Source organism: Stieleria neptunia, assembly GCF_007754155.1.
GTDB lineage: Bacteria > Planctomycetota > Planctomycetia > Pirellulales > Pirellulaceae > Stieleria > Stieleria neptunia.
In genome coordinates this window covers 10,842,865-10,861,465 of sequence record NZ_CP037423.1, presented here as the reverse complement: position 1 = coordinate 10,861,465, position 18,601 = coordinate 10,842,865, and the positions used below count along the sequence as shown (strand labels likewise).

Annotated in this window: 15 protein-coding genes; 5 read left to right on the top strand and 10 right to left on the bottom strand. The window is 60.1% G+C overall.

What is annotated here, in order from left to right:
- Positions 1–36: 36 nt before the first annotated feature.
- On the bottom strand, positions 37–741 hold the full coding sequence (locus Enr13x_RS37190; RefSeq protein ID WP_390621054.1) for an ABC transporter ATP-binding protein: 705 nt from the start codon (positions 739–741) through the stop codon (positions 37–39).
- Between the two features lie 174 nt (positions 742–915).
- The gene (gene smpB, locus Enr13x_RS37185; protein WP_145391957.1) at positions 916–1,425 is read right to left on the bottom strand and encodes an SsrA-binding protein SmpB; all 510 of its coding nucleotides are present in this window, start codon (positions 1,423–1,425) and stop codon (positions 916–918) included.
- A gap of 116 nt (positions 1,426–1,541) precedes the next feature.
- Here smpB and lipA point away from each other — a divergent pair, with 116 nt between their 5' ends.
- Positions 1,542–2,462 carry a lipoyl synthase gene (gene lipA, locus Enr13x_RS37180; RefSeq protein WP_145391956.1) on the top strand — a complete coding sequence of 307 codons (921 nt, stop codon included), beginning with the start codon at positions 1,542–1,544 and terminating at the stop codon, positions 2,460–2,462.
- On the opposite strand, the gene Enr13x_RS38720 is transcribed toward lipA, so the two are convergent.
- The 7 genes from Enr13x_RS38720 to Enr13x_RS37145 form a co-directional block, all read right to left on the bottom strand.
- On the bottom strand, positions 2,429–2,890 hold the full coding sequence (locus Enr13x_RS38720) for a hypothetical protein (RefSeq protein ID WP_197455656.1): 462 nt from the start codon (positions 2,888–2,890) through the stop codon (positions 2,429–2,431). The two genes, lipA and Enr13x_RS38720, sit on opposite strands and share 34 nt — an antisense overlap.
- Positions 2,891–2,922: 32 nt before the next feature.
- Complete coding sequence (locus tag Enr13x_RS37170; protein ID WP_145391955.1) at positions 2,923–4,233, bottom strand: ABC transporter permease; 1,311 nt, start codon at positions 4,231–4,233, stop codon at positions 2,923–2,925.
- A complete protein-coding gene (locus Enr13x_RS37165) occupies positions 4,230–5,600 on the bottom strand; it encodes an efflux RND transporter periplasmic adaptor subunit (protein WP_145391954.1) in 1,371 nt (456 codons plus the stop codon). The genes Enr13x_RS37170 and Enr13x_RS37165 overlap by 4 nt, the downstream gene beginning before the upstream one ends.
- A complete protein-coding gene (locus Enr13x_RS37160) occupies positions 5,593–7,107 on the bottom strand; it encodes an efflux RND transporter periplasmic adaptor subunit (RefSeq protein WP_145391953.1) in 1,515 nt (504 codons plus the stop codon). Before Enr13x_RS37160 ends, Enr13x_RS37165 begins: the two co-directional genes overlap by 8 nt.
- 382 nt (positions 7,108–7,489) lie before the next feature.
- On the bottom strand, positions 7,490–10,168 hold the full coding sequence (locus Enr13x_RS37155) for a TolC family protein (RefSeq protein ID WP_145391952.1): 2,679 nt from the start codon (positions 10,166–10,168) through the stop codon (positions 7,490–7,492).
- 225 nt (positions 10,169–10,393) lie between these two features.
- Positions 10,394–11,152: an NIPSNAP family protein gene (locus Enr13x_RS38715; RefSeq protein WP_197455655.1), complete on the bottom strand. Its 759-nt coding sequence runs from the start codon at positions 11,150–11,152 to the stop codon at positions 10,394–10,396.
- Between the two features lie 764 nt (positions 11,153–11,916).
- Positions 11,917–13,269: a putative sugar nucleotidyl transferase gene (locus tag Enr13x_RS37145; protein ID WP_145391951.1), complete on the bottom strand. Its 1,353-nt coding sequence runs from the start codon at positions 13,267–13,269 to the stop codon at positions 11,917–11,919.
- Positions 13,270–13,458: 189 nt separating this feature from the next.
- On the opposite strand from Enr13x_RS37145, the gene Enr13x_RS37140 reads away from it, so the two are divergent.
- The 3 genes from Enr13x_RS37140 to Enr13x_RS37130 all read left to right on the top strand — a co-directional run bounded on the left by Enr13x_RS37140 (position 13,459) and on the right by Enr13x_RS37130 (position 16,902).
- On the top strand, positions 13,459–14,592 hold the full coding sequence (locus Enr13x_RS37140) for a hypothetical protein (RefSeq protein ID WP_145391950.1): 1,134 nt from the start codon (positions 13,459–13,461) through the stop codon (positions 14,590–14,592).
- A 313-nt stretch (positions 14,593–14,905) separates the two neighbouring features.
- Positions 14,906–16,102, top strand: coding sequence for an amino acid aminotransferase (locus Enr13x_RS37135; RefSeq protein WP_145391949.1), 1,197 nt, complete (start codon positions 14,906–14,908; stop codon positions 16,100–16,102).
- Complete coding sequence (locus Enr13x_RS37130; protein WP_145391948.1) at positions 16,099–16,902, top strand: hydroxypyruvate isomerase family protein; 804 nt, start codon at positions 16,099–16,101, stop codon at positions 16,900–16,902. The genes Enr13x_RS37135 and Enr13x_RS37130 overlap by 4 nt, the downstream gene beginning before the upstream one ends.
- Before the next feature lie 151 nt (positions 16,903–17,053).
- Here Enr13x_RS37130 and Enr13x_RS37125 read toward each other — a convergent pair whose 3' ends face one another.
- Positions 17,054–17,281 carry a hypothetical protein gene (locus tag Enr13x_RS37125; protein ID WP_145391947.1) on the bottom strand — a complete coding sequence of 76 codons (228 nt, stop codon included), beginning with the start codon at positions 17,279–17,281 and terminating at the stop codon, positions 17,054–17,056.
- A 251-nt stretch (positions 17,282–17,532) separates the two neighbouring features.
- Here Enr13x_RS37125 and Enr13x_RS37120 point away from each other — a divergent pair, with 251 nt between their 5' ends.
- Positions 17,533–18,573, top strand: coding sequence for a ferrochelatase (locus Enr13x_RS37120; protein WP_145391946.1), 1,041 nt, complete (start codon positions 17,533–17,535; stop codon positions 18,571–18,573).
- The last annotated feature ends 28 nt before the right edge of the window (positions 18,574–18,601 follow it).

Here is an 18,601-nt window from a genome sequence, read left to right as displayed (position 1 = left end):
AATTGATCAGCCGCAGCAATTGATCAGCCGCAGCAATTAAAGGGTCTGAAAAATGCGGTTCAACTTGTCCAGGTGTTCGACGCGTTCAAACCGCTTGGTCACCTCCATCGAGTGCGTGACCATCATCAGCGCGATGTTCTCATCTCGACAGGAACCGATGATCAAATCCAACACCGTATCACTGCTGGCCGGGTCGACGTTGGCGGTCGGTTCGTCGGCCAACAGCAGCTTCGGTTTTCCGGCCAACGCCCGTGCGATCGCCACCCGCTGTTGCTGCCCGACGGAGAGTTGATTCGGTCGATAGGTCGCTCGATCGGCCAAGCCGACTTTGTCTAGCAGATCGTAGGCCCGCTCGGTGTCGATCGCGCGGTTGCCGAACGCCATGCCCAACTGGATGTTTTCGATCGCCGAGAACGCGGGCAACAGATTGAAGGTTTGAAAGACATAGCCGACGGTCGCGGCCCGACATCGATCGCGGCCCTGTTCGGACAACCGGGTCAACTCGATGCCGGCAACGCGAATGCTGCCCGAGTCGGGCGTCAGCAATCCGGCGATCAGATGCAACAGCGTGGTCTTGCCGCCGCCGCTTTGCCCGATCAACGCCATCTGCTCGCCGGCGCGAATCGTCAGATCGGGGATGTCCAGCACGGTCAGTTTGCCACCGCCGGGCTGGTCAAACGTTTTGATCACGTCGGTGATCTTCAGCACATCGGATGATTTCGAAGCGGTTGGTTCGGTCACGGTTGGATCGGTGTGGTGAGGATCAAGTGGGGTAAGCTTCCCGCTTGCCATGCAGCAGTGGGGTAAGCTTCCAGCTTGCCAGGCAGCAGAGCTGGATTGACAGGCTGGAAGCCTGTCCCACGGTGACAGGCTGGAAGCCTGTCCAGGGTGGCAAGCTGGAAGCTTACCCCACGCTCAGCCGCGTCCTCGCATGGCTCGCTGCAAGCCGCGGTCGGAGTCTCGTTTTTTGAGTGTCTCTCGTTTGTCGTGAAGTTTCTTGCCCTTGACCAGCCCCATCACACATTTGGCCAAGCCCCGCTCGTTGAAATAAACTCTCAGCGGGATCAGCGTCAGGCCCCGCTCGTGGGCCCGGCCGGCAAATTTGTCGAACTCGCGGGCGTGAATCAGCAATTTGCGGGGGCGGCGTGGGTCGTGGTTCCACATCCCCGCGTTGTTGTAATGGGCGATGTCCGCGCCGATCAGCCACAGTTCGCGGTCTTTGACGCGGATGTGGGCTTCGTCGAGCGACAATTTGCCCTCCCGCATCGATTTGACTTCGCTGCCCATCAGCATCAATCCACACTCGATCGAGTCTAAAATCTCGTAACGATGGCGGGCTTTGCGGTTTTCCGAGACCATCGTGAAGCCCGAGTCGGATTTCTTGTTCGCCGCTGCACCTTTCTTTTTTGATTTTTTCTTGGCCATGGTGGGGGGATTGTATCCGGACTCGAGACGATAGCCATTGCCCTTCAGACAGACTCACTACAATACGGACCCCGAAAGGGTTCACTTCGTCCACGCGTCTCTCCCCCCGTCCGTCCATGGCCTTTCGATTACCCGTCGTCGCAGATCCTGAAATTCCCGCCGGTACCGCACTCAGCGGCAGCGGCCGCTTGCCGCGCTGGCTGAAGCGGCCCATCCCCAAGAGCAACGCGAACCATATGACCGAGGGGCTGTTGGAGGAGTTGAAACTGGAAACGGTTTGCGACAACGCCAAATGCCCCAATCGGATGGAGTGTTACAGCCAGCAAACCGCGACCTTCATGATTTTGGGGAACGTTTGCACGCGGCCGTGTGGATTCTGCGCGGTCCACCGAGGACGTCCGCCGGAATTGCCCGAATCGGACGAGCCCGACCGCGTCGCCGAAGCGGCCGCCCGTCTGGGGCTGAAACATGTCGTCATCACCAGCGTCACGCGGGACGACCTCCCCGACGGGGGTGCCGACCACTTCTATCGCTGCGTCGTCGCCGTCCGCGAGCGCTGTGGTGCGACGACCGAAGTCCTGACGCCGGATTTCGTCGCCTGCAAAGACGCCTTGGAACGGGTGATCCAGGCCAAGCCGACCGTGTTCAACCACAACATGGAAACGGTTCCGCGACTGTACCGCCGCGTGCGTGGCCCCAAGAGCGATTACCGTTGGACGTTGGGCATGATGCGAAAGGTGAAGGAATACGACGCCGACGTCAAAACCAAGAGCGGCTTGATGCTGGGGCTCGGCGAAGAACGCGGCGAATTGCTGGACGCCCTGGCCGACCTGCGCGACTACGACGTCGACTTCCTGACGCTCGGCCAGTATTTGCAGCCCGGTGAAAAATACCTGCCCGTGGTGCGTTACGTGCCACCGGAAGAGTTCGAAGAACTGGGCGAGATCGCCAAGAGCATGGGGTTCAAAAAAGTCGCCAGCGGCCCCTTCGTCCGCAGCAGCTATCACGCCCGCGACATGGCCGAAACCGACGTCTGACGCTCGAACGACGATCGGGAACAAGGCAGACGTTGCCATGGAGCCCGCAGATCGTCGCACTTCAACGGGTTCTCGTACCAGACCACGTTGTTGCTGCCGCGTCCGGCGTTGAGTAGATCTGCGTCGCCATCGCCGTCCGTGTCGACTGATCGTAGGTCGTAACTCTGCTGGCCGGTGTCGACGGTGTGCTGGGCAAAAGTTCCGAGTCCGTCGTTGTCGATGTCCGATCGCAGCAGGCAGTGAATCCCGGTGATCTCGTTGTCGATCGGTCGGGCCGTCCATGGACCTTGCGTCGCCGTCGCCGTGTTGCAGTGCCCCTGTTCGGTGACCACATGCTTGTTCCAAAGGCCGAGATCCGCGGCGAACGAAAACGTTGTCGTGGTGGTGACAAACAAGGTCGCCAGAAGTAGCGGAATGAATGGGGGCATGGGTGTCATGTCTTGTGCGCTGTTCTCGAGCATCATTCGTGTCGCAGGGCTTCGATCGGGTTCATCATGGCGGCTCGGCGGGCGGGATAGAGCCCAAAAATCAGACCGGTTCCCAGCGAGATGAACAACGACAATCCGATCGACCAGGGGGCGATTCTGGGTTCGAGCGTATAAATGATCGGCGGCAAGGCATCGGGAGAAATCGCGGTCACCGCGGCGCGAATGCCGCGAAACAGCGGGCCGCACATCAGCCCGCACAACACGCCCAACAATCCGCCGGTACCGGTCAGCACCAATGTTTCGGTCAAGAATTGTTGAATGATGTCCCGGCGTTTGGCGCCGATCGCGCGTCGAATTCCGATTTCGCGCGTCCGCTCAGTCACCGTGGCCAACATGATATTCATGATCCCGATGCCGCCGACCAGCAGCGAGATTCCGGCGATGATCACCAACAGGATATTGAACATCGCGCGGGTCCGTGCGGCTTGGGCCAGCAACTCTTTGGGGACGACCACCGCGTAGTCTTCGGTCTTGTGAAACTTCTTGAGCAGCGATTCGATGATCGCCGCCGTTTCGTCCACGTTGTCGACATCATTGACGCTGACCGTGATCTGACTCAGCTCGACGATCTCACCGGTGAACTGCTGTCCGGAGCTGCGGGTCAACACCCGATCGCCGATGCGGTCGCGAAACGTCTGCAGCGGGATGTAGGCGTCCAAGTTGTAGTCGCGGGCATCCAAGCTTCCGCCGATCGCCGCCGAGGCGGTCCGCGGTTTGGTTTGGCCGATCACGATGTAAAACTCGCTGCCGACCCAAATCGATTTGCCCAGCGGGTTTTGGTGCCGAAACAAACGCGTCGCGGTCTGGTCGGCCAGCACGACGACTTTCTTGCCGCGATCACGCGGGGTCAGCCACCGTCCCCTGGCGATTTCCAGTTGGTTCATCTGCAAGTGTTCTTCGCTGCAGCCGACCAGTTTGCTGTCGGCCGAACGGTTTTCCACCCGCAGTTCCATTCTGGTCTCGCGCATCGGAATCGCGTCACGGATCCCTGGAATGGTGGCGACGATTCGCTCGTGGTCTTTTCTCAGCAGACCAAATTTTTTGACCCGGCTGTTCGCGTTGTCTTGGGAAGAATTCGGTTCGACCGATCGGACGATGATGTTCTTGGCACCCAGTTCCAGGATTTGCTCTTGGGCGCGATGGCTGACCCCTTCGCCCATCGCGACCAACCAGATCACCGTGGTGGTTCCGATGAAGATCCCCAACGCCGCCAAGCCGGCGCGCATTTTCTGCAGCAGCAGACTTTTGACGCCGGTCGTGATCGTGCGCAACAGGGCATTCATGGCTTCGTCTCGTCGATCGTGCGGAGCGCGGCCTGTTGAGCCTGGTCGACAAACGACAACGGATTGAGCACGACTTCCTCGCCTTCGCGGAGTCCGTCTTGGACGATGATGAAGACATCGTTGCTGTCGCCGAGCGTGATCTCGCGGCGCTGCGGTTTGCCGTTGACCATCACCCAGCACAGTGTTTCGGTTTCGGTCTCGAGAACGGCCGAGACGGGAATGGTCAGCACGTCTTGGTAGTCCGCCATCACGACTTCGACTTCCGCGCTCATGCCCGGCTTCAGCCCTTCGATCGATGGCAACTGGATGATGCAGTCGTACTTGACGATGTTGCCGGTCCACCAACCCGTCGGCTGCGCCACCGAAGCGATCGAATAAACGGTTGCGTCCATCGCCAGTTCGGGCAAACTCACCGCGGCGTGCATGCCGGGCTCGATGCGGTCCACGACAGATTCATGGATACCGATTTTGACTTGCATTTTGGACAAGTTGGGCATCAGCATCAGGACCTGGTCTTTGTGCACCGTTGCGCCTTCGGCGATGTCCGGAGAATTTTTCCAGGCGGCCGCCGAGGGATAGATCACCAGACCCTTTTTCTCCGCCTTGACGACGCAGTGCTCGAATTCTTCGAGTGCTTGATCGCGTCGGTTGGCATCCAGGACGGCACGTTCGACGTTGGCCGCGTGTGTCGCCTTGATCGATTTTAAATTGCCGTTGAGCGTTTCCAGTTCCATCTGTTTGGTATACGTTTTCAACACATCGATGCGTGTCTTCGTGGCGTTTAAGTTCAACTCCGCTTGGGTCAATGAGAATTCTTTTTGTTCGACATCCAATTCGCTCACGTAGCCTCGTTCGGACATCCGTTTGGAGTGCGCCAACATGTTCTTCGCCGTCCGCAGATTGGACTCGGCGACGGCCAGGTCTTTCTCAAGCGTCAACAACTCCGAAACATAGCGTCCTTCGAGATACTCGTTGATCGCGAGAGTCGCGCGGGCCACCTCGGCTTTGGAGTACTCGGCACCGCTCTGGGACCAGTGGGCGTACTTGGTCCGTTCGTTGATGGCGTCTTCGATCTCCAGCGTGTCCAGCCGCACCAGCACGTCGCCCTGTTGGACTTGCGTGCCGTTTTCGATCACCCAAATGACCGTGTTTTGGCCGCGGACTTTGCATTTGATTTCGGTGTTTTCGGAACTCTCCAGAACACCTTGTTCGGTCACCGTGACCTTCATGCCCCCGCGGGACACGGTGTGTGTCAGCTTGGGGCCGCTGTCATCGGTCGATGACGCCGAGATCATCAGGCTGCCGGCGGTGCCGAGAATCGCGAGAAACAGCACGGTAAAGATGCCGCGTGTGATCCACTTAGACATGCGGATCTCCTTGGACGCTCATCCGGTCTTCGCCGGGCTCCCTGTCGTCAAAGCGTTGCCGTGCCTCGCCCTCTGCTTCGTCGACGAATTGCAGCGGATTGAGCACCACCTCGTCGCCTTCGTTTAATCCCGACCGGACGATGATGAACACTTCATTGCTGTCGCCTAGCATCACGACACGACGCTGGAATCCGGTCGGAGTCCGAACCCAACACAGCGATTCGTCTTCGGTTTCGACCACCGCGGAAACGGGAACGGTCAGCACATCCTGGTGCGTTGCCATGATGACTTCGACTTCGGCCGTCATGCCCGGCTTGAGTCCCGCCACCGACGGCAGGTCAACGATCGTGTCGTACTTGACGACGTTGCCCGTCCACCACCCGGCGGGCGCGGCGACGGTGGCGACCGATTTGACGCTTCCTTCGACCGTCAGTTCGGGCAGACTGACCGTCGCCGACAAGCCTTTCTCAATGCGATCGATCAGCGATTCGTGGATGGCCACCTTGACCTGCATTTGCATCAGATCGGGCATCAACAACAACACCTGATCCTTGCGAACCGTCTTGCCTTCGGCGATGTCCGGTGTCTCTTTCCATTGTTCCGAGGGAGGGTAAATCACCAATCCCGTTCGCCCGGCGGTGATCACGCATTCGTCCAACTCTCGGATCGCCCGGTCGCGACGTCCTTCATCCATCGCCAACCCGGCTTCGTCGGCGAGCAATTTGGATTTTTGCGCCCGGAGTTGACCTTGGAGTGTTTCCAGTTGCATCTCCTTGGTGTACTTATCGAGCACCATGACCGCGGTTTCGCGAACCCCCAGTTCCAACTCGGCCTGTTTGACCGTGAACCGGTTGCCTTCCACTTCCAACTCGCTGACGTAACCGCGTCGAAACATGTCTTCGCTGTGGCCGAGCATTTTCTGCGCGGTTTCCAAGTTGGACTGCGCGATTTTTAATTGCTGCTGCAGCCCCTGGCGCTGCGTCTTGTAGGATCCTTCCAGATACGCATCGATCGCGATTTCGGCTTTGGCCACATCGGCCTTGGTCCGTTCATAGGTGGCTCGGGCCATGTGCGCGTCGGTCGTGTGTTTTCCGATCGCGTCCTCGATGCGTTTGGTGTCCAAACGCACCAGCTCGTCACCCGGCTGGACCACCGTGCCGCCTTCGACGACCCAAATGATCGTGCTGAAGCCCCGGATCTGGCATTTGATTTCCGTGTTGTTGCTGCTTTCGAGCGTGCCTTGCTCGGTGACCGAGACGACCAAGTCGCTGCGCGAGACGGTGTGGGTCAAGTGTGGGCCGTCGACCGGCGCGAGCGGCAGCCCCGGCAAGACGACCGTTCCGCCGATCAGAATGCCCAGGAAGGACAGGAGCAGGATGATCCGCAACATCCAGCGTTTTTGTCGCGTCGGCTTGGTTGCGGTGGCGAGCGACGATCCGGTCGCGTCGCCGTCAACCGGTTCGGGCGACGACGTGCGGCGGGCTGGAGGGGAGTCGAGCGACATCATCGGGAGGAGTCTGGTGCCGGAGGGAGACAGGCCCCGTTCGGGTAACGCTGTGAAGCATTTTTTAGCGGTAGGGCGCGAGCCCTCCGGTGTTTTGGCAAAGAGGAAGAACCGGAGGGCTCGCGCCCTGCCGCTAAAACCTCAAGAAACACAGGGGGAAAATGCTTCACAGCGTCAGCCGTTCGGGTGGCGATCGATGCGCGAAGGGGGTACCTATCGTAAACCGATTCGAGGCCTGATAAGACCATCAACCAACAAGAAACGTGGACAAAAAGCCGCTGGGATTTGCAACAACGCAAACGATCCCCCCGGTTTGCTGCAGGCGTGGGGTGGGCGTCCGGCCCGTCAGATCGTGGCCCAAACGTCCATCGAAGCTGCACCGGGCTCACTCGACCGCTTCGATCAGTCCTTCTGCGGAAAGCTGTGCCGCATCGATTAGCGCTTGACTGATTGGCGGTGGCAACGGTTCAAATTCCGTCGTGTCGAGTTCCAACCGGGGGACTTCACCGGGCAGCGGCGATGCGACTCTGCGGCCTTCCAGATCCAGTTCCATCACGCCCAATTCCCGCGCCAGGCGTAGCTTCGCCGCGTAATAGCTCAGCCACGCCGTCAAGAACGAATTCTGGGTATCGCGCAGCGCCGACTGGGCCGACAACAGGTTGATCGCCGCGGTGGGTCCGAACGGCGCCGAACGCTGGCCGGGTTGCGGTGGCGGGACCGGAGCGTAAAGCGCCGATCCGGTCACGTCGACGCGGCGAATCGCAATCGCAACGGCGCGACGCTGGATTTCCAGGTTGGTTCTCAGCTGCTCGATCTCGCGGAGCAGAACACGTAGCCCTAAATGCAACGAGTCGTGCGATTGAATCAAGGCGCGGCGGCTGCGCTGGTAGTTGATCAGCGATTCACGATACTGATTGCGTTCCAACAGACGCGTCAGTGGCGCGTCGAAACGCAGGCCGACCGCGGCGCTGCCGGTCGAACCACGAAAGCTGAGCGGATTGTTGCGATCGGTCTGGACCGATCCGCTGGCGCTGAAATCCAACACCGACTGCAGCGCGTCGGCGGCAATTTGGATCTGCCGCCAGTCGTCGACCAAGGCCGCCCGCCCGTTCATGAAGTCCAAACGATTTTGAAGCGCGATCTGAAACGCTTGCTCGGTCTCCAAGGCGATCGTGTCGACGCTGACCGCTTCCAATCGGGCCCGTGCTTGGACGAGGATGGAGCCTTGGATTAGCCGCAGCATCTTGCGAAGCAGGATCACGGTGCGGTCGATCTCGCTGGTCGCATCCGCTGACGGATTGACCAACTCGGCGATCGTTGAGTCGCTGTCGGGGGAGTCGCTGTCGGGCCCATCCGCGACGGGCGCCGCATCATCTTCATCCTCATCCAAGCGGAGCGAGAGTTCGTCCGGATCGGGCAGCCGCGGCAAGCCTGCTTTCATCCGTTCCACTTCGACTTCGATGCGTTCCAGCTGGACCAGCAAGTCGGCGTAGCCGGTGTCCAGTTCGGCGATCTCGCGGTCGAAGGCTTCCTTGGCCGCCTCGTCCATTGCGCGGCGGCGAAGCGGGATCGAATCCTTGGTCAACGTTATATCGTCGGCCACGTTGCCCAGGTTTTGGCGAAGCGGTTGGACGAGTTCATAGACGTCACCACGGAGCGACTCGATGGCCGCCGGATCGGGGTCCTGGCCCAGTTCGCTCGGCCGCGTTTGAAGTTCGGCGATGGTGTCTTGAATGGCGGTCGCCGCGCGATCGACCAGTTGAAATTGGTGGATCAGATCGTCATTCAAATCGACCGACAAGTCGGGTGGCAATCCGAGCGTGAAGGCTTTGTATTGGTCAAGTGATCTCAAAAAATCGTTTCGGCTTTGCAGCAAACTGGCCCGATCGCGTTCGACGTTCTGCCGGAATTGGTCGACTTGGACCAGATCGATCAGCCCCGCGACGAGCAACGCTTCCAACTGGGCGAGCGTTCGGATTTGCAAATTCAAGTTGTCTTCGGCGTTGCGGATTTGTTGCAACTGTCGCAACAAACCGACGTAACCACCGAGCTGTGCCTGGCCGCCGAACACTTGCAGGCTGGTGCCGCGCCCGGTTCGCTGGGGACCGACAACGCCCAATTCACCGATGGCAACTTGCGTGTAAAAGCCCTGTCGAAATTGCGCATAGGATCGCAGATTGGCCAACAACGTCCGCTCGACTTGCGTCAGGCCTTCGAGCCCGATGTCGCGGCCCGCGCCGCGCAACAGGGGCTGCAGAAACGTGAAGTTCAAGAGCGAGGCGGAAAGCCCGGCGTCCGGCCCGGTGAATTCAAAAACGAAGGAGTTGGCAAATCCGGTCAGTAGGGTTCCCGCGGTCGCGAATTGCCGGCGAGTTTCCAACGCACGCCGCTGTCCGGTCGTGCCGATCGCCAGCACGTTGCTCTGCGTTTCTGCGATTGGTGGAGCAATCACCCAGCGGCTCCCGTCGTGCGCCAGTCGCGCAGGGGTGATCAAACCGTTGTGGCTGTAACCGATGTCATATCCGCCAAAGAACTGGGTGTCCAATTCGAATCGCTCGCGGGTGACGTCCAACGACGACAAGTAGAGTGTCTCGAGCTGCGATTGATGATTCGGCGAATGGACGTAGGCCAGACGCAGTGCGGAATCGATGTCCAGCATGACCGCGCCGTCGTCAGCGAGTTCGACGTACTCGCCCAGCAACGCCTGCCATGCGGGGTTCTCCAGCCCCGCGCGGATCCCGCCGTCGTACCAATGCTGCCAACCTTTCTTGCCGTCGACGCATCGCATGTACTGCTGCGAGGCGGGATCGTCGATCGGGATCGGTGGACAGTCCGGATCGTAGACGTCGGCGTAGCGGCTCCGCGGATCCGGCTCGATGTCGTACTTCACCGTGCTCCACCGCGGGTCGCCGTTGCGCTGGGCGATCGCGTTGTACGCTTCCTGGTCAGCCGCCAAACGGTACTTGGAGCGGCTGCAACCGACGCTGAGATTGCCGAACGTGACGATGCACGCTAGCAATAAGATCGGGGCTCGATTCGCGTGTTTGCAAGTGGGATCTCGCATTGTCCCCGACCGTGTGACTCGTCCGGAGGCACATCGCTGGAGTCCGATTCGACACCACCCGGGTCCACCTGGAGCCTCCTATAGTGGCATATCGAAGCCCCGGCGCGATCATCTTGAGCGGGTTTATCGTCAAAGCCGTTAATCCTGGGGAATTTACGCGCGTCTCCTGCAGCCGCAGAGCAGGACTTTCCCGGGCATGATCGGATCGTGCGTCGCGACGCGGGTTTATTGGATCGGCGAGTAATCCGTGGCCTTCATGTAGATCGATTCGGGCTTTTGAGCCAAGCCACCGACACCTGATTCGCGGGCGGCTTTCTTCCACGCCGGATCCGACCCAAAGGCCTTCCAGGATTGCTTGGCCGCGTCCGCGCTTTCGTGCTCGATGATGTAGATCAACGTATCGTTCGAATCGGGCTCGTCGGTCGGATGCCAGTAGGCGACCGATTTGATGCCATGCTTGGCAAACAGATCGATGGTGTGATCGCGGAACCGGGCATCGAGTTTGCCGAGAGTGCCTTCACGGGCCTTGTAGATCCGCAGCTCGAATACGTCGTCTTCATCGCCGGCGGCGTTTTCGTACTCGGGCGAGTAGTCGGTCGCCTCCATGTAGACCGATTCGGGCGGTTTGGCCAATCGTCCGACGCCGGATTCCGCGGCGGCTTTCTTCCACTCCGGATCGGCGATGAATGCTTTCCAGGACTCGGCGGCGGCTTCACGACTGGCGTGCTTGATCACGTAGATCAGCGTATCCTTGGAAGCTTCTTCGTCGGTGGGCACCCAGTAGCCGATCGATTCGATGCCGTGCTTCTTGAACAACCGCATCGTGTGGTCGCGGAACCGAGCATTGAGCGCATCGAGTTTGCCTTCGGCGGCCTTGTAGGTCCGCAGTTCATAAACGTCGGCTCGTGCGTCGGGTGTCACGATCAGCGTGGCGGCAAGCCAACCGAACGCAATGGCAAACATCAAAGATCGAGAGAACGTCATGGTGTGATCCAGGAGGGGGAAACGGACAGGACGGGGGACCAAGAATACCAGATCAATCCCCGCCAGGCGCCGACGCCCCTTCCGGGCCGCTGCCGCTGCGGGGTCTGTCCCCGTGCCGCTGCGAGATCGACTCGGGGTCTGTCCCCGGGTCGGACGCTCCGGGGGTCTGTCCCCGGTGGATGCCGCCAGGACTTGCCGCCGCGGGGTCTGTCCCCATCAGAGCCCGCATCCCGAATGGGATGCTAGCAACGTAGCCGGCGGTCGAGCGAAGCGAACACCGCCGGACCCGAGAAACGCCACACCACACGACCCCGAACGGGGTCGCACCGCTGTCAGCACCCCTCGACGGCGCTACCCCCCATTTCGGTCCTGTCTTCATTTACCCGGGGTCTGTCCCCGTTCACCTGGGGTCTGTCCCCGTTCACCCTGGGGTCTGTCCCCGGGGAGACGGTGGGGGATTGGGTGTTGTCGATGGGATGGCGCGGGGCGGTGTCGTTTCGACGGCAGCGGGTCGAAATGATGACGCGCAGGTTGGGTGAGGTTCGCAAATTGCGGTGTTTTCCTGTTTGGCATTCAGCGTGCGTCCCACCTATCACGTATGTAATTCCATCCCCCCTGTTCACGGAGACCTTCGCATGCTGATTCGCCTGTTCGCGCTTCCGGTCGCCTTGCTCGCCCTGGCCCTCTTCTTGGCGAATTTCAGTGCCCTGCATCCGGTCACCGGCGGCTAGTGCTTTTCCGCTCGCGTCGGCTTGCTCGATCCACTAAAACCCGTCGTGGTCGGCGCGATCGCGCTCGGCGATCGTCAACTTGTACATGTCCTGGATCAGCTGGATATCGCATTCCCGCTGCTCGACCTTTCGACGCGAGAACATGCGTTGTTGGGTGTTGACCATGACTTCGGCCGGCAGCAACGATTGCTGTCCGAACAGCCGGGCGTAATTGACAAAACTGGGGACGTTTGACGTCGCGAACCCGTACAGCATGCTGCACACGCCGATGACCTTGCCGGTAAAGATACTGGTGTTAATTGCCGTCTTGCTGTAGTCGCCCATGATGCAGCCGAGGAACTGCATGCCGGTGGCGATCTTTTCGTTGCCGTACTCGATATTAATTTTGCCGTACGTGTTCTTAAGGTCACTGTTGCAGGTCCCGGCCCCCAGGTTGATCCAGCTGCCTAAATAGCTGTGGCCGAGAAACCCGTGGTGTTGCTTGTTCGTGTACGGCTCGATGACCGAGGCTTCGACTTCACCACCGATCTTGACGGTGTGACCGAGCGAGACGCCGTCTTTGAGCGCCGCGTGTTCGATGATGCGTGTCCCGCGTCCGGCGTAGACCGGTCCGGACAACAAACAGAACGGTCCGACTTTGACGTTCTCGTCCAACAGGATCGGGCCATCTTTGGTATCGACGGCGGCATACTGTCCGATCGAGACGCCGTCGGCGACGAACACCCCATCGGCCGTTTCGGTGTATCCACCGCGTGCGAGTCGCCACTGCATGGCCGTCGGCATTTCTGTCATGTGCCAGGCGACGACTTCGTGGGGCCAACCGAACGCCGGCAGGTCGTCCGGGCTGATCGGAAGCGAATCGGTGGGCAGATCGGCGGTGAGTTCCAAGAGTTGTTTGACCACTCCGTCGTCGCTGGGTTTCTCCAGGTCGCCGACGGCTTTGCGAGCCGCTTTCTGAAACGGCGAAGCGGGCTCCTCCACCATGTCGGCCGGGCTCGGCGGCAGCGAATCGAGCAGCGACGATTCCTTCGCCGTCAGACGAGCGGCCAAGATCGCACCGCTTCGATCGCAGCGGATCACACCGGCAACGGTTGCCGCACAGAGTGACTTGAGGGCCGCCAGGGTGTCGACGCGTGGGACCAATCGCGCGTTGACCAACAGAACCTCTTCGCCCCGGACCGAGTCCCGCGAGGGAGCGGAAAGGTTGGATTCCAGCGATTGAATCGGCGCCAAGTAGTTGCGAATGGAAACGGTCAGGTCGCCCGGCAACAGCCTCAACCAATCGACCAACTGATAGCTCGCACACGTGATCGCATAGGCGGGCCGGGCGAGGGTGATCGGCTGGAGCTGGCTGACGGATTCGTCTTCGAAACAGATCAGTTTCATGGCTTCGTTGCTTGGCAGTGCGATGGTTCGGCGTAGCGTTGGGGTTGTAGCGGTCGCGCAGTGTACCCGAACCGTTGACGTCTTCCGAAGAGGATTTGGACGGTCAACGCGGCGTGAAAACCGGAATCGACATCGGCACGGGCTAGGGTTTCTTACCTTGCAAACAACTCGATGTTCTCTTGATTGCCGATGTGTCGACCTGATGCCCGTTTCTTGTGGCTGTTCACCCTCACGCTGACGGCGTTGATCACCGGCCGGGTCCAATCCCAAACGCCGGCGTCGACACAGACAGAACCACGGGTCGAATTCGAAGCACTGGTCGCGGGTTTGGCCGCGGATTCCTTCGCCACGCGCGGACGTTCGGAAACGCGACTGATCGACTTGGCGATTCACAGCGAATCGTCGGCAGATCAAATCAAAGCCCTGCTTCGCGCCAATCCGTTCCCGCCCCCGGACTTGGAGCTTTATCTTTCCAAGCAGCGCTTGTTAAATCGTTTGGAGATGCGGGAGCGCGAGATCCTGATGGAGCGATTCCTCTACGACGCTTCGTTCGACGGGCGCGAGCTGGCCGGATGGGAACAGTTTCGTGATTCCGCCGGGGGTGGTCATGACGCTCGATTGGTTTTCGCCTCAGCCGTCCAAGATCGCCCCGAGATCGGCCGCTTGCTGGCGGGAGTCGCGACCGATGCGAATTGCTGGTCAGAGATCGAGACCCTCGATCGACACGACATTGCGTCTTGGTCCGTCGTGCTTTCGTTGGCGTCGGCTCGCAAGCGGAAGACGGCCGACGGGGCGACGCTACGACTGGTCGCACACCTCAGCAATCCCGGCAGCGGCCCCGAGGCGCTGCGTGATCACGAAAGCCGTGTCCTGTCGCGACTGGTCGGCAGTTTTTTGACCGAAACGCCGATCGATTTGCGTGACCGATTGGTGATCGGGTTGCGTTACGATTGCGACCGGATCGTCGAATCGGATTGCCGGCGGGCGTTGAACGATCCGACCGAATCGCCGTCGCGGATTGTGACCGCACTGTTGGCCGCGTCGGAGCTAAACTTTGCGGCAGCGGAAATCGACACCTGGATCACGAGTTTTTCCGCAGACACGCGGGTCAGCCACGTTTGGCGATCGATGGTGCCGCCCAAGACGACTCACCGAACCCAGGTCCGCGACGTCGCGCTGGCCCTGGCGCTGCATCGCCAGGGGATCGATCCTCGCACCCGTGGCTTCGGTGCGTTGGTCGCCGATCCGATCCTGGTCTTTCGCCCCTACAGCTTGGGGTTTGAATCCGAAACAGCGCGGCAGCGGGCCCACGCCCATCGCTAAAGAGTCCGCGAGCCAGAGTCAAAGCAAGAGAGCTGAGGGCAAACGCCGCACTCGGTTCTCGTTTCATTCCGGTCGCCCGTGGTGCGGCTCAGACTCCGCCGAGTGGGGGCCTCAACCGGTCGAGAAATCGTTGCGGCCGTCTTGCGCCGACGAAACGTCACCGGCAGAGGGCGCGTCGGCGACGGACCTGAACCAAAAGGCCGCGCCCTGGGTCGGGGACAGGATAGCCGAATTGCCGCTGTTGCACTACGATTCGCGGGCATTGGCAACGTCCATTTCCAGCCCAGGCCTAGCCCACGCGCGAGCCACCATCATGAGTCATCGTTTTTCCGTCATTCAGACCGCCCCCCCGGATGCGATTCTGGGACTCACCGAAGCTTTCAACGCGGACCCGAATCCCGACAAGATGAACTTGTCAGTCGGGGTCTACAAGGACGAAAACGGGCAGACACCGATCCTGAAATCGGTCAAAGCGGCGGAGCAAAAGATCTTGGACAGCGAAGCGACCAAGGGCTACCTGTCGATCGATGGTTTGCCGGAGTACCGCGCCGATGTTCGGAATCTGGTGTTCGGAGAGACGCTGGCGGCCGATCGCGTGGCGGTGCTGCAGACGCCCGGCGGCACCGGGGCGCTGCGAGTCGCCGCGGATTTCATGCGGACCCAATTGCCGAAGGCACGAATTTGGATGCCCAATCCCACCTGGGCCAATCATCCGGCGATTTTCGCCGCGGCGGGTTTATCGTCGGAAACCTATCGCTACCTGGGTGATGATCGCACGTCGTTGGATCTGGACGGCATGCTCGCTGCACTCAACGACAACGCCAAACCCGGCGACGCGATCCTGCTGCACGGTTGTTGTCACAACCCGACCGGCATCGACCCGACCGCCGAGGATTGGAAACAGATCGCGTCGGTGATCGCCGAAAAGAATCTGTTGCCACTGATCGACTTCGCCTACCAGGGTTTCGGCGACGGGATCGAACAAGACGCCGTCGGTTTGCGAACGGTATTGGAACATGTCGACGAAGCGATCGTGTGCACGTCGTTCTCCAAGAACTTCGGTTTGTACAGCGAGCGGGTCGGCGCGGTTTCGCTGGTCGCGGCCGATGTCGAGCAGTGCACCGCGGCACTCAGTCAGCTGAAACGGGTGGTGCGCACCAATTACAGCAATCCGCCGAGACACGGTGGTGCGATCGTGGCCACGATTTTGGCCGACGAGCAGTTGACCCGACTGTGGAAGGAAGAACTGGAAACGATGCGTTTGCGGATCACCAGACTTCGCGAACAATTCGTCGAAACCATGAAGTCGACCGGCTCGGGCCACGACTTCTCCTTCTTGCTTCGCCAGAAAGGCATGTTTTCCTACAGCGGGCTCAGCCCGATGCAGGTCGACGAGCTGAAAAGCAAGCACGGCATCTACATCGTCGGCAGCGGTCGGATCAACGTTGCCGGCATGAGTGAAACCAAAATGAACTCCTTCTGCGAAGCGGTCGCTTCGGTCATGTCATGAGCAGTGAAGCCACACCCTCCACCCCCGCACCCTCCACCCTTCGTCCCTCGGTTTGCATCGACGCCGTTTTTGAAGGCGTTGCGCCGCGCGATGCGATCGCCCGCGTCAAAGCCTGCGGAATCGACGCCTTCGAATTCTGGGGCTGGTGGGACAAAGACCTCGCGGAGATCGAAGAGGCTGTGGCGGAGCACCAGATGAGAATCGCCGCTTGCTGCACCAAGTTCATCAGTCTGGTCGACCCGGCGAGTCGCTCCGCCTATCTGGACGGGCTCGGCGAATCGATCGAAGCGGCCAAGCGGCTCGGATGCCCGACCTTGATTTCTCAGGTCGGCGACTTTCGGCCCGACGCCGGCAACGAAGCACAACACGATTGCCTGGTCGAAGGTCTGCGCGAAGCGGCACCGATGCTGGAACAATCCGGCATCACGCTGGTCTTCGAACCGCTGAACGATCTGATCGACCACGTCGGTTACTATCTGGTGCGAAGCGAGCAGGCGTTTGCGATCGTCGACCAGGTGGCCAGCGAAAACGTGAAGGTTGTCTTCGACATCTATCACCAGCAGATCAGCGAAGGCAATGTGATTCGCAATGCGACCGCCAACATCGGTCGGATCGGTCATTTCCATGCCGCCGGGAATCCGGGCCGAAATGAGTTGACGCGGGGCGAGTTGAATTATGGCGAGATCTTTCGCGCCATCGGAGAAACGGATTACGACGGCTTCGTCGGACTGGAGTACTGGCCGCTCGAAGAAATCGGAGCCGGGTTAAAAGAGGCGGCGAGTCTCATTCTGGGGCGCTGACCGCGATCGCGCTGCGTCCGATCGCATCGGAACCTTTTCGGCCGCGCTGAGTGATGATTGAGCGGTTTCACGTCAGCCGCTCGCCTTAATGATCCCCTGCAGAAGGATCAGCGACGCGATCCACTCACCAAAATTGACCCGCTGCGGGGCACTAGCTCGCGGTGAACGAGCCCATTCCGGGGACCGTTGGGAACTTCAGTGAACCCGATTTGCTGAAATTCCGCGGCCTGCGGCCAGGGTTGTCGGGGCTGAAAGAGGCTCGGCTCGCGTATCGAGAGAGGTTTCTCATCAGTTTCACTTCTCTCATATCGAGACGTTCATCAATGATTGCGACGCGGATGGACATCACCACCAGCACGAAACTGACGATGAAGATCATAGCTATCAAAGTCCAAAACATACCGTCACCTCTGTCTGATTCGTAAAGCACGAAAGCAATTTGGGTTGTGGTGCATTTTTCATACCAATGACGCGACAACCATTTCGAGAAATGGCGATTCAGCCATCGTCCCGCGATCGCTTCGTCGGACCGCGGTCGAGTTGACCGAAGTGCCCCCACTGCCATGCGGATTGACGATCAGCGAGAATGACCCGCCGGTTTCATTTCGCATCCGAGAACTCATCCCATCGATGTCCGACCCAGACTTGCCCTACGATTCGTTCCTGTTGGTTTCCTTCGGCGGCCCAGAAGGCCCCGAGGACGTGATGCCGTTCTTGGAAAACGTGCTGCGGGGAAAAAATGTGCCACGCGAGCGCATGTTGGAGGTTGCCGAGCACTACAAAAGTTTTGGCGGCGTCAGCCCGATCAACGAGCAGAACCGCCAGCTGCTGGCGGCGATCAAGGCCGAGTTTGAATCCAACGGGATTGATTTGCCGGTTTACTGGGGCAATCGGAATTGGCATCCACTGTTCCCCGACACCTTGCGGCAGATGAAGGCCGACGGGTGCAAACGGGCGATTGCATTTTTCACCAGCATGTTCAGCTGTTACAGCGGTTGCCGTCAGTACCGCGAAAACATTCTTGCCGCGCAAGAGGAGGTCGGCGAGGGAGCCCCGTTGGTGGAAAAAGTGCGGATGGGATTCAATCATCCGGACTTCATCGCAACGATGGCGAGCAGTGTTCGCCGATCGCTGGCCGAGCTTGAATCCGAACCGGCCGCGGCGACGGTGCTGTTCACCGCCCACAGCATCCCGATGGGGATGGCGGACAACTGCGACTACGTCAAGCAACTCCATGAAGCGTCGCGATTGGTCGCCGAGGCGGTCGGGGTCGACACGTGGCGGTTGGTGTACCAGAGCCGCAGCGGCCCGCCGCAGCAGCCGTGGCTGGAGCCGGATGTGTGTGACACGATCGCCGAGATGGATGATGCGGACAAGCTGAAGAACCTCGTGATCGTGCCGATCGGGTTTGTCAGCGATCACATGGAAGTGCTGTACGACTTGGATGACGAAGCGGCGACGCTGTGCCGAGAACGTGGCATCAAGATGAGCCGTGCCGCAACACCGGGCATCAGTGCTGGTTTCGTCAGCATGATTCGCAAACTGGTGGAAGAGCGAATTGGGATTCGCCAGCAGAAAGACGCGGCAGGAACCTTGGGGCCCTGGCACGATGTCTGTCCATCCGATTGTTGCCTCTACACGCCTCGCCGGCCCCCGCCGCGGGCCAGCTAGAGCTTTGAGCCGCGGAAAAGGGGTCAGG

Bases quoted from the DNA above. Each gene is read 5' to 3' on its own strand.
- smpB (WP_145391957.1), bottom strand. From the start codon at position 1,425: ATGGCCAAGAAAAAATCAAAAAAGAAAGGTGCAGCGGCGAACAAGAAA.
- lipA (WP_145391956.1), top strand. From the start codon at position 1,542: ATGGCCTTTCGATTACCCGTCGTCGCAGATCCTGAAATTCCCGCCGGT.
- Enr13x_RS38720 (WP_197455656.1), bottom strand. From the start codon at position 2,890: ATGCCCCCATTCATTCCGCTACTTCTGGCGACCTTGTTTGTCACCACC.
- Enr13x_RS37170 (WP_145391955.1), bottom strand. From the start codon at position 4,233: ATGAATGCCCTGTTGCGCACGATCACGACCGGCGTCAAAAGTCTGCTG.
- Enr13x_RS37165 (WP_145391954.1), bottom strand. From the start codon at position 5,600: ATGTCTAAGTGGATCACACGCGGCATCTTTACCGTGCTGTTTCTCGCG.
- Enr13x_RS37160 (WP_145391953.1), bottom strand. From the start codon at position 7,107: ATGATGTCGCTCGACTCCCCTCCAGCCCGCCGCACGTCGTCGCCCGAA.
- Enr13x_RS37155 (WP_145391952.1), bottom strand. From the start codon at position 10,168: ATGCGAGATCCCACTTGCAAACACGCGAATCGAGCCCCGATCTTATTG.
- Enr13x_RS38715 (WP_197455655.1), bottom strand. From the start codon at position 11,152: ATGACGTTCTCTCGATCTTTGATGTTTGCCATTGCGTTCGGTTGGCTT.
- Enr13x_RS37145 (WP_145391951.1), bottom strand. From the start codon at position 13,269: ATGAAACTGATCTGTTTCGAAGACGAATCCGTCAGCCAGCTCCAGCCG.
- Enr13x_RS37140 (WP_145391950.1), top strand. From the start codon at position 13,459: ATGTGTCGACCTGATGCCCGTTTCTTGTGGCTGTTCACCCTCACGCTG.
- Enr13x_RS37135 (WP_145391949.1), top strand. From the start codon at position 14,906: ATGAGTCATCGTTTTTCCGTCATTCAGACCGCCCCCCCGGATGCGATT.
- Enr13x_RS37130 (WP_145391948.1), top strand. From the start codon at position 16,099: ATGAGCAGTGAAGCCACACCCTCCACCCCCGCACCCTCCACCCTTCGT.
- Enr13x_RS37125 (WP_145391947.1), bottom strand. From the start codon at position 17,281: ATGATCTTCATCGTCAGTTTCGTGCTGGTGGTGATGTCCATCCGCGTC.
- Enr13x_RS37120 (WP_145391946.1), top strand. From the start codon at position 17,533: ATGTCCGACCCAGACTTGCCCTACGATTCGTTCCTGTTGGTTTCCTTC.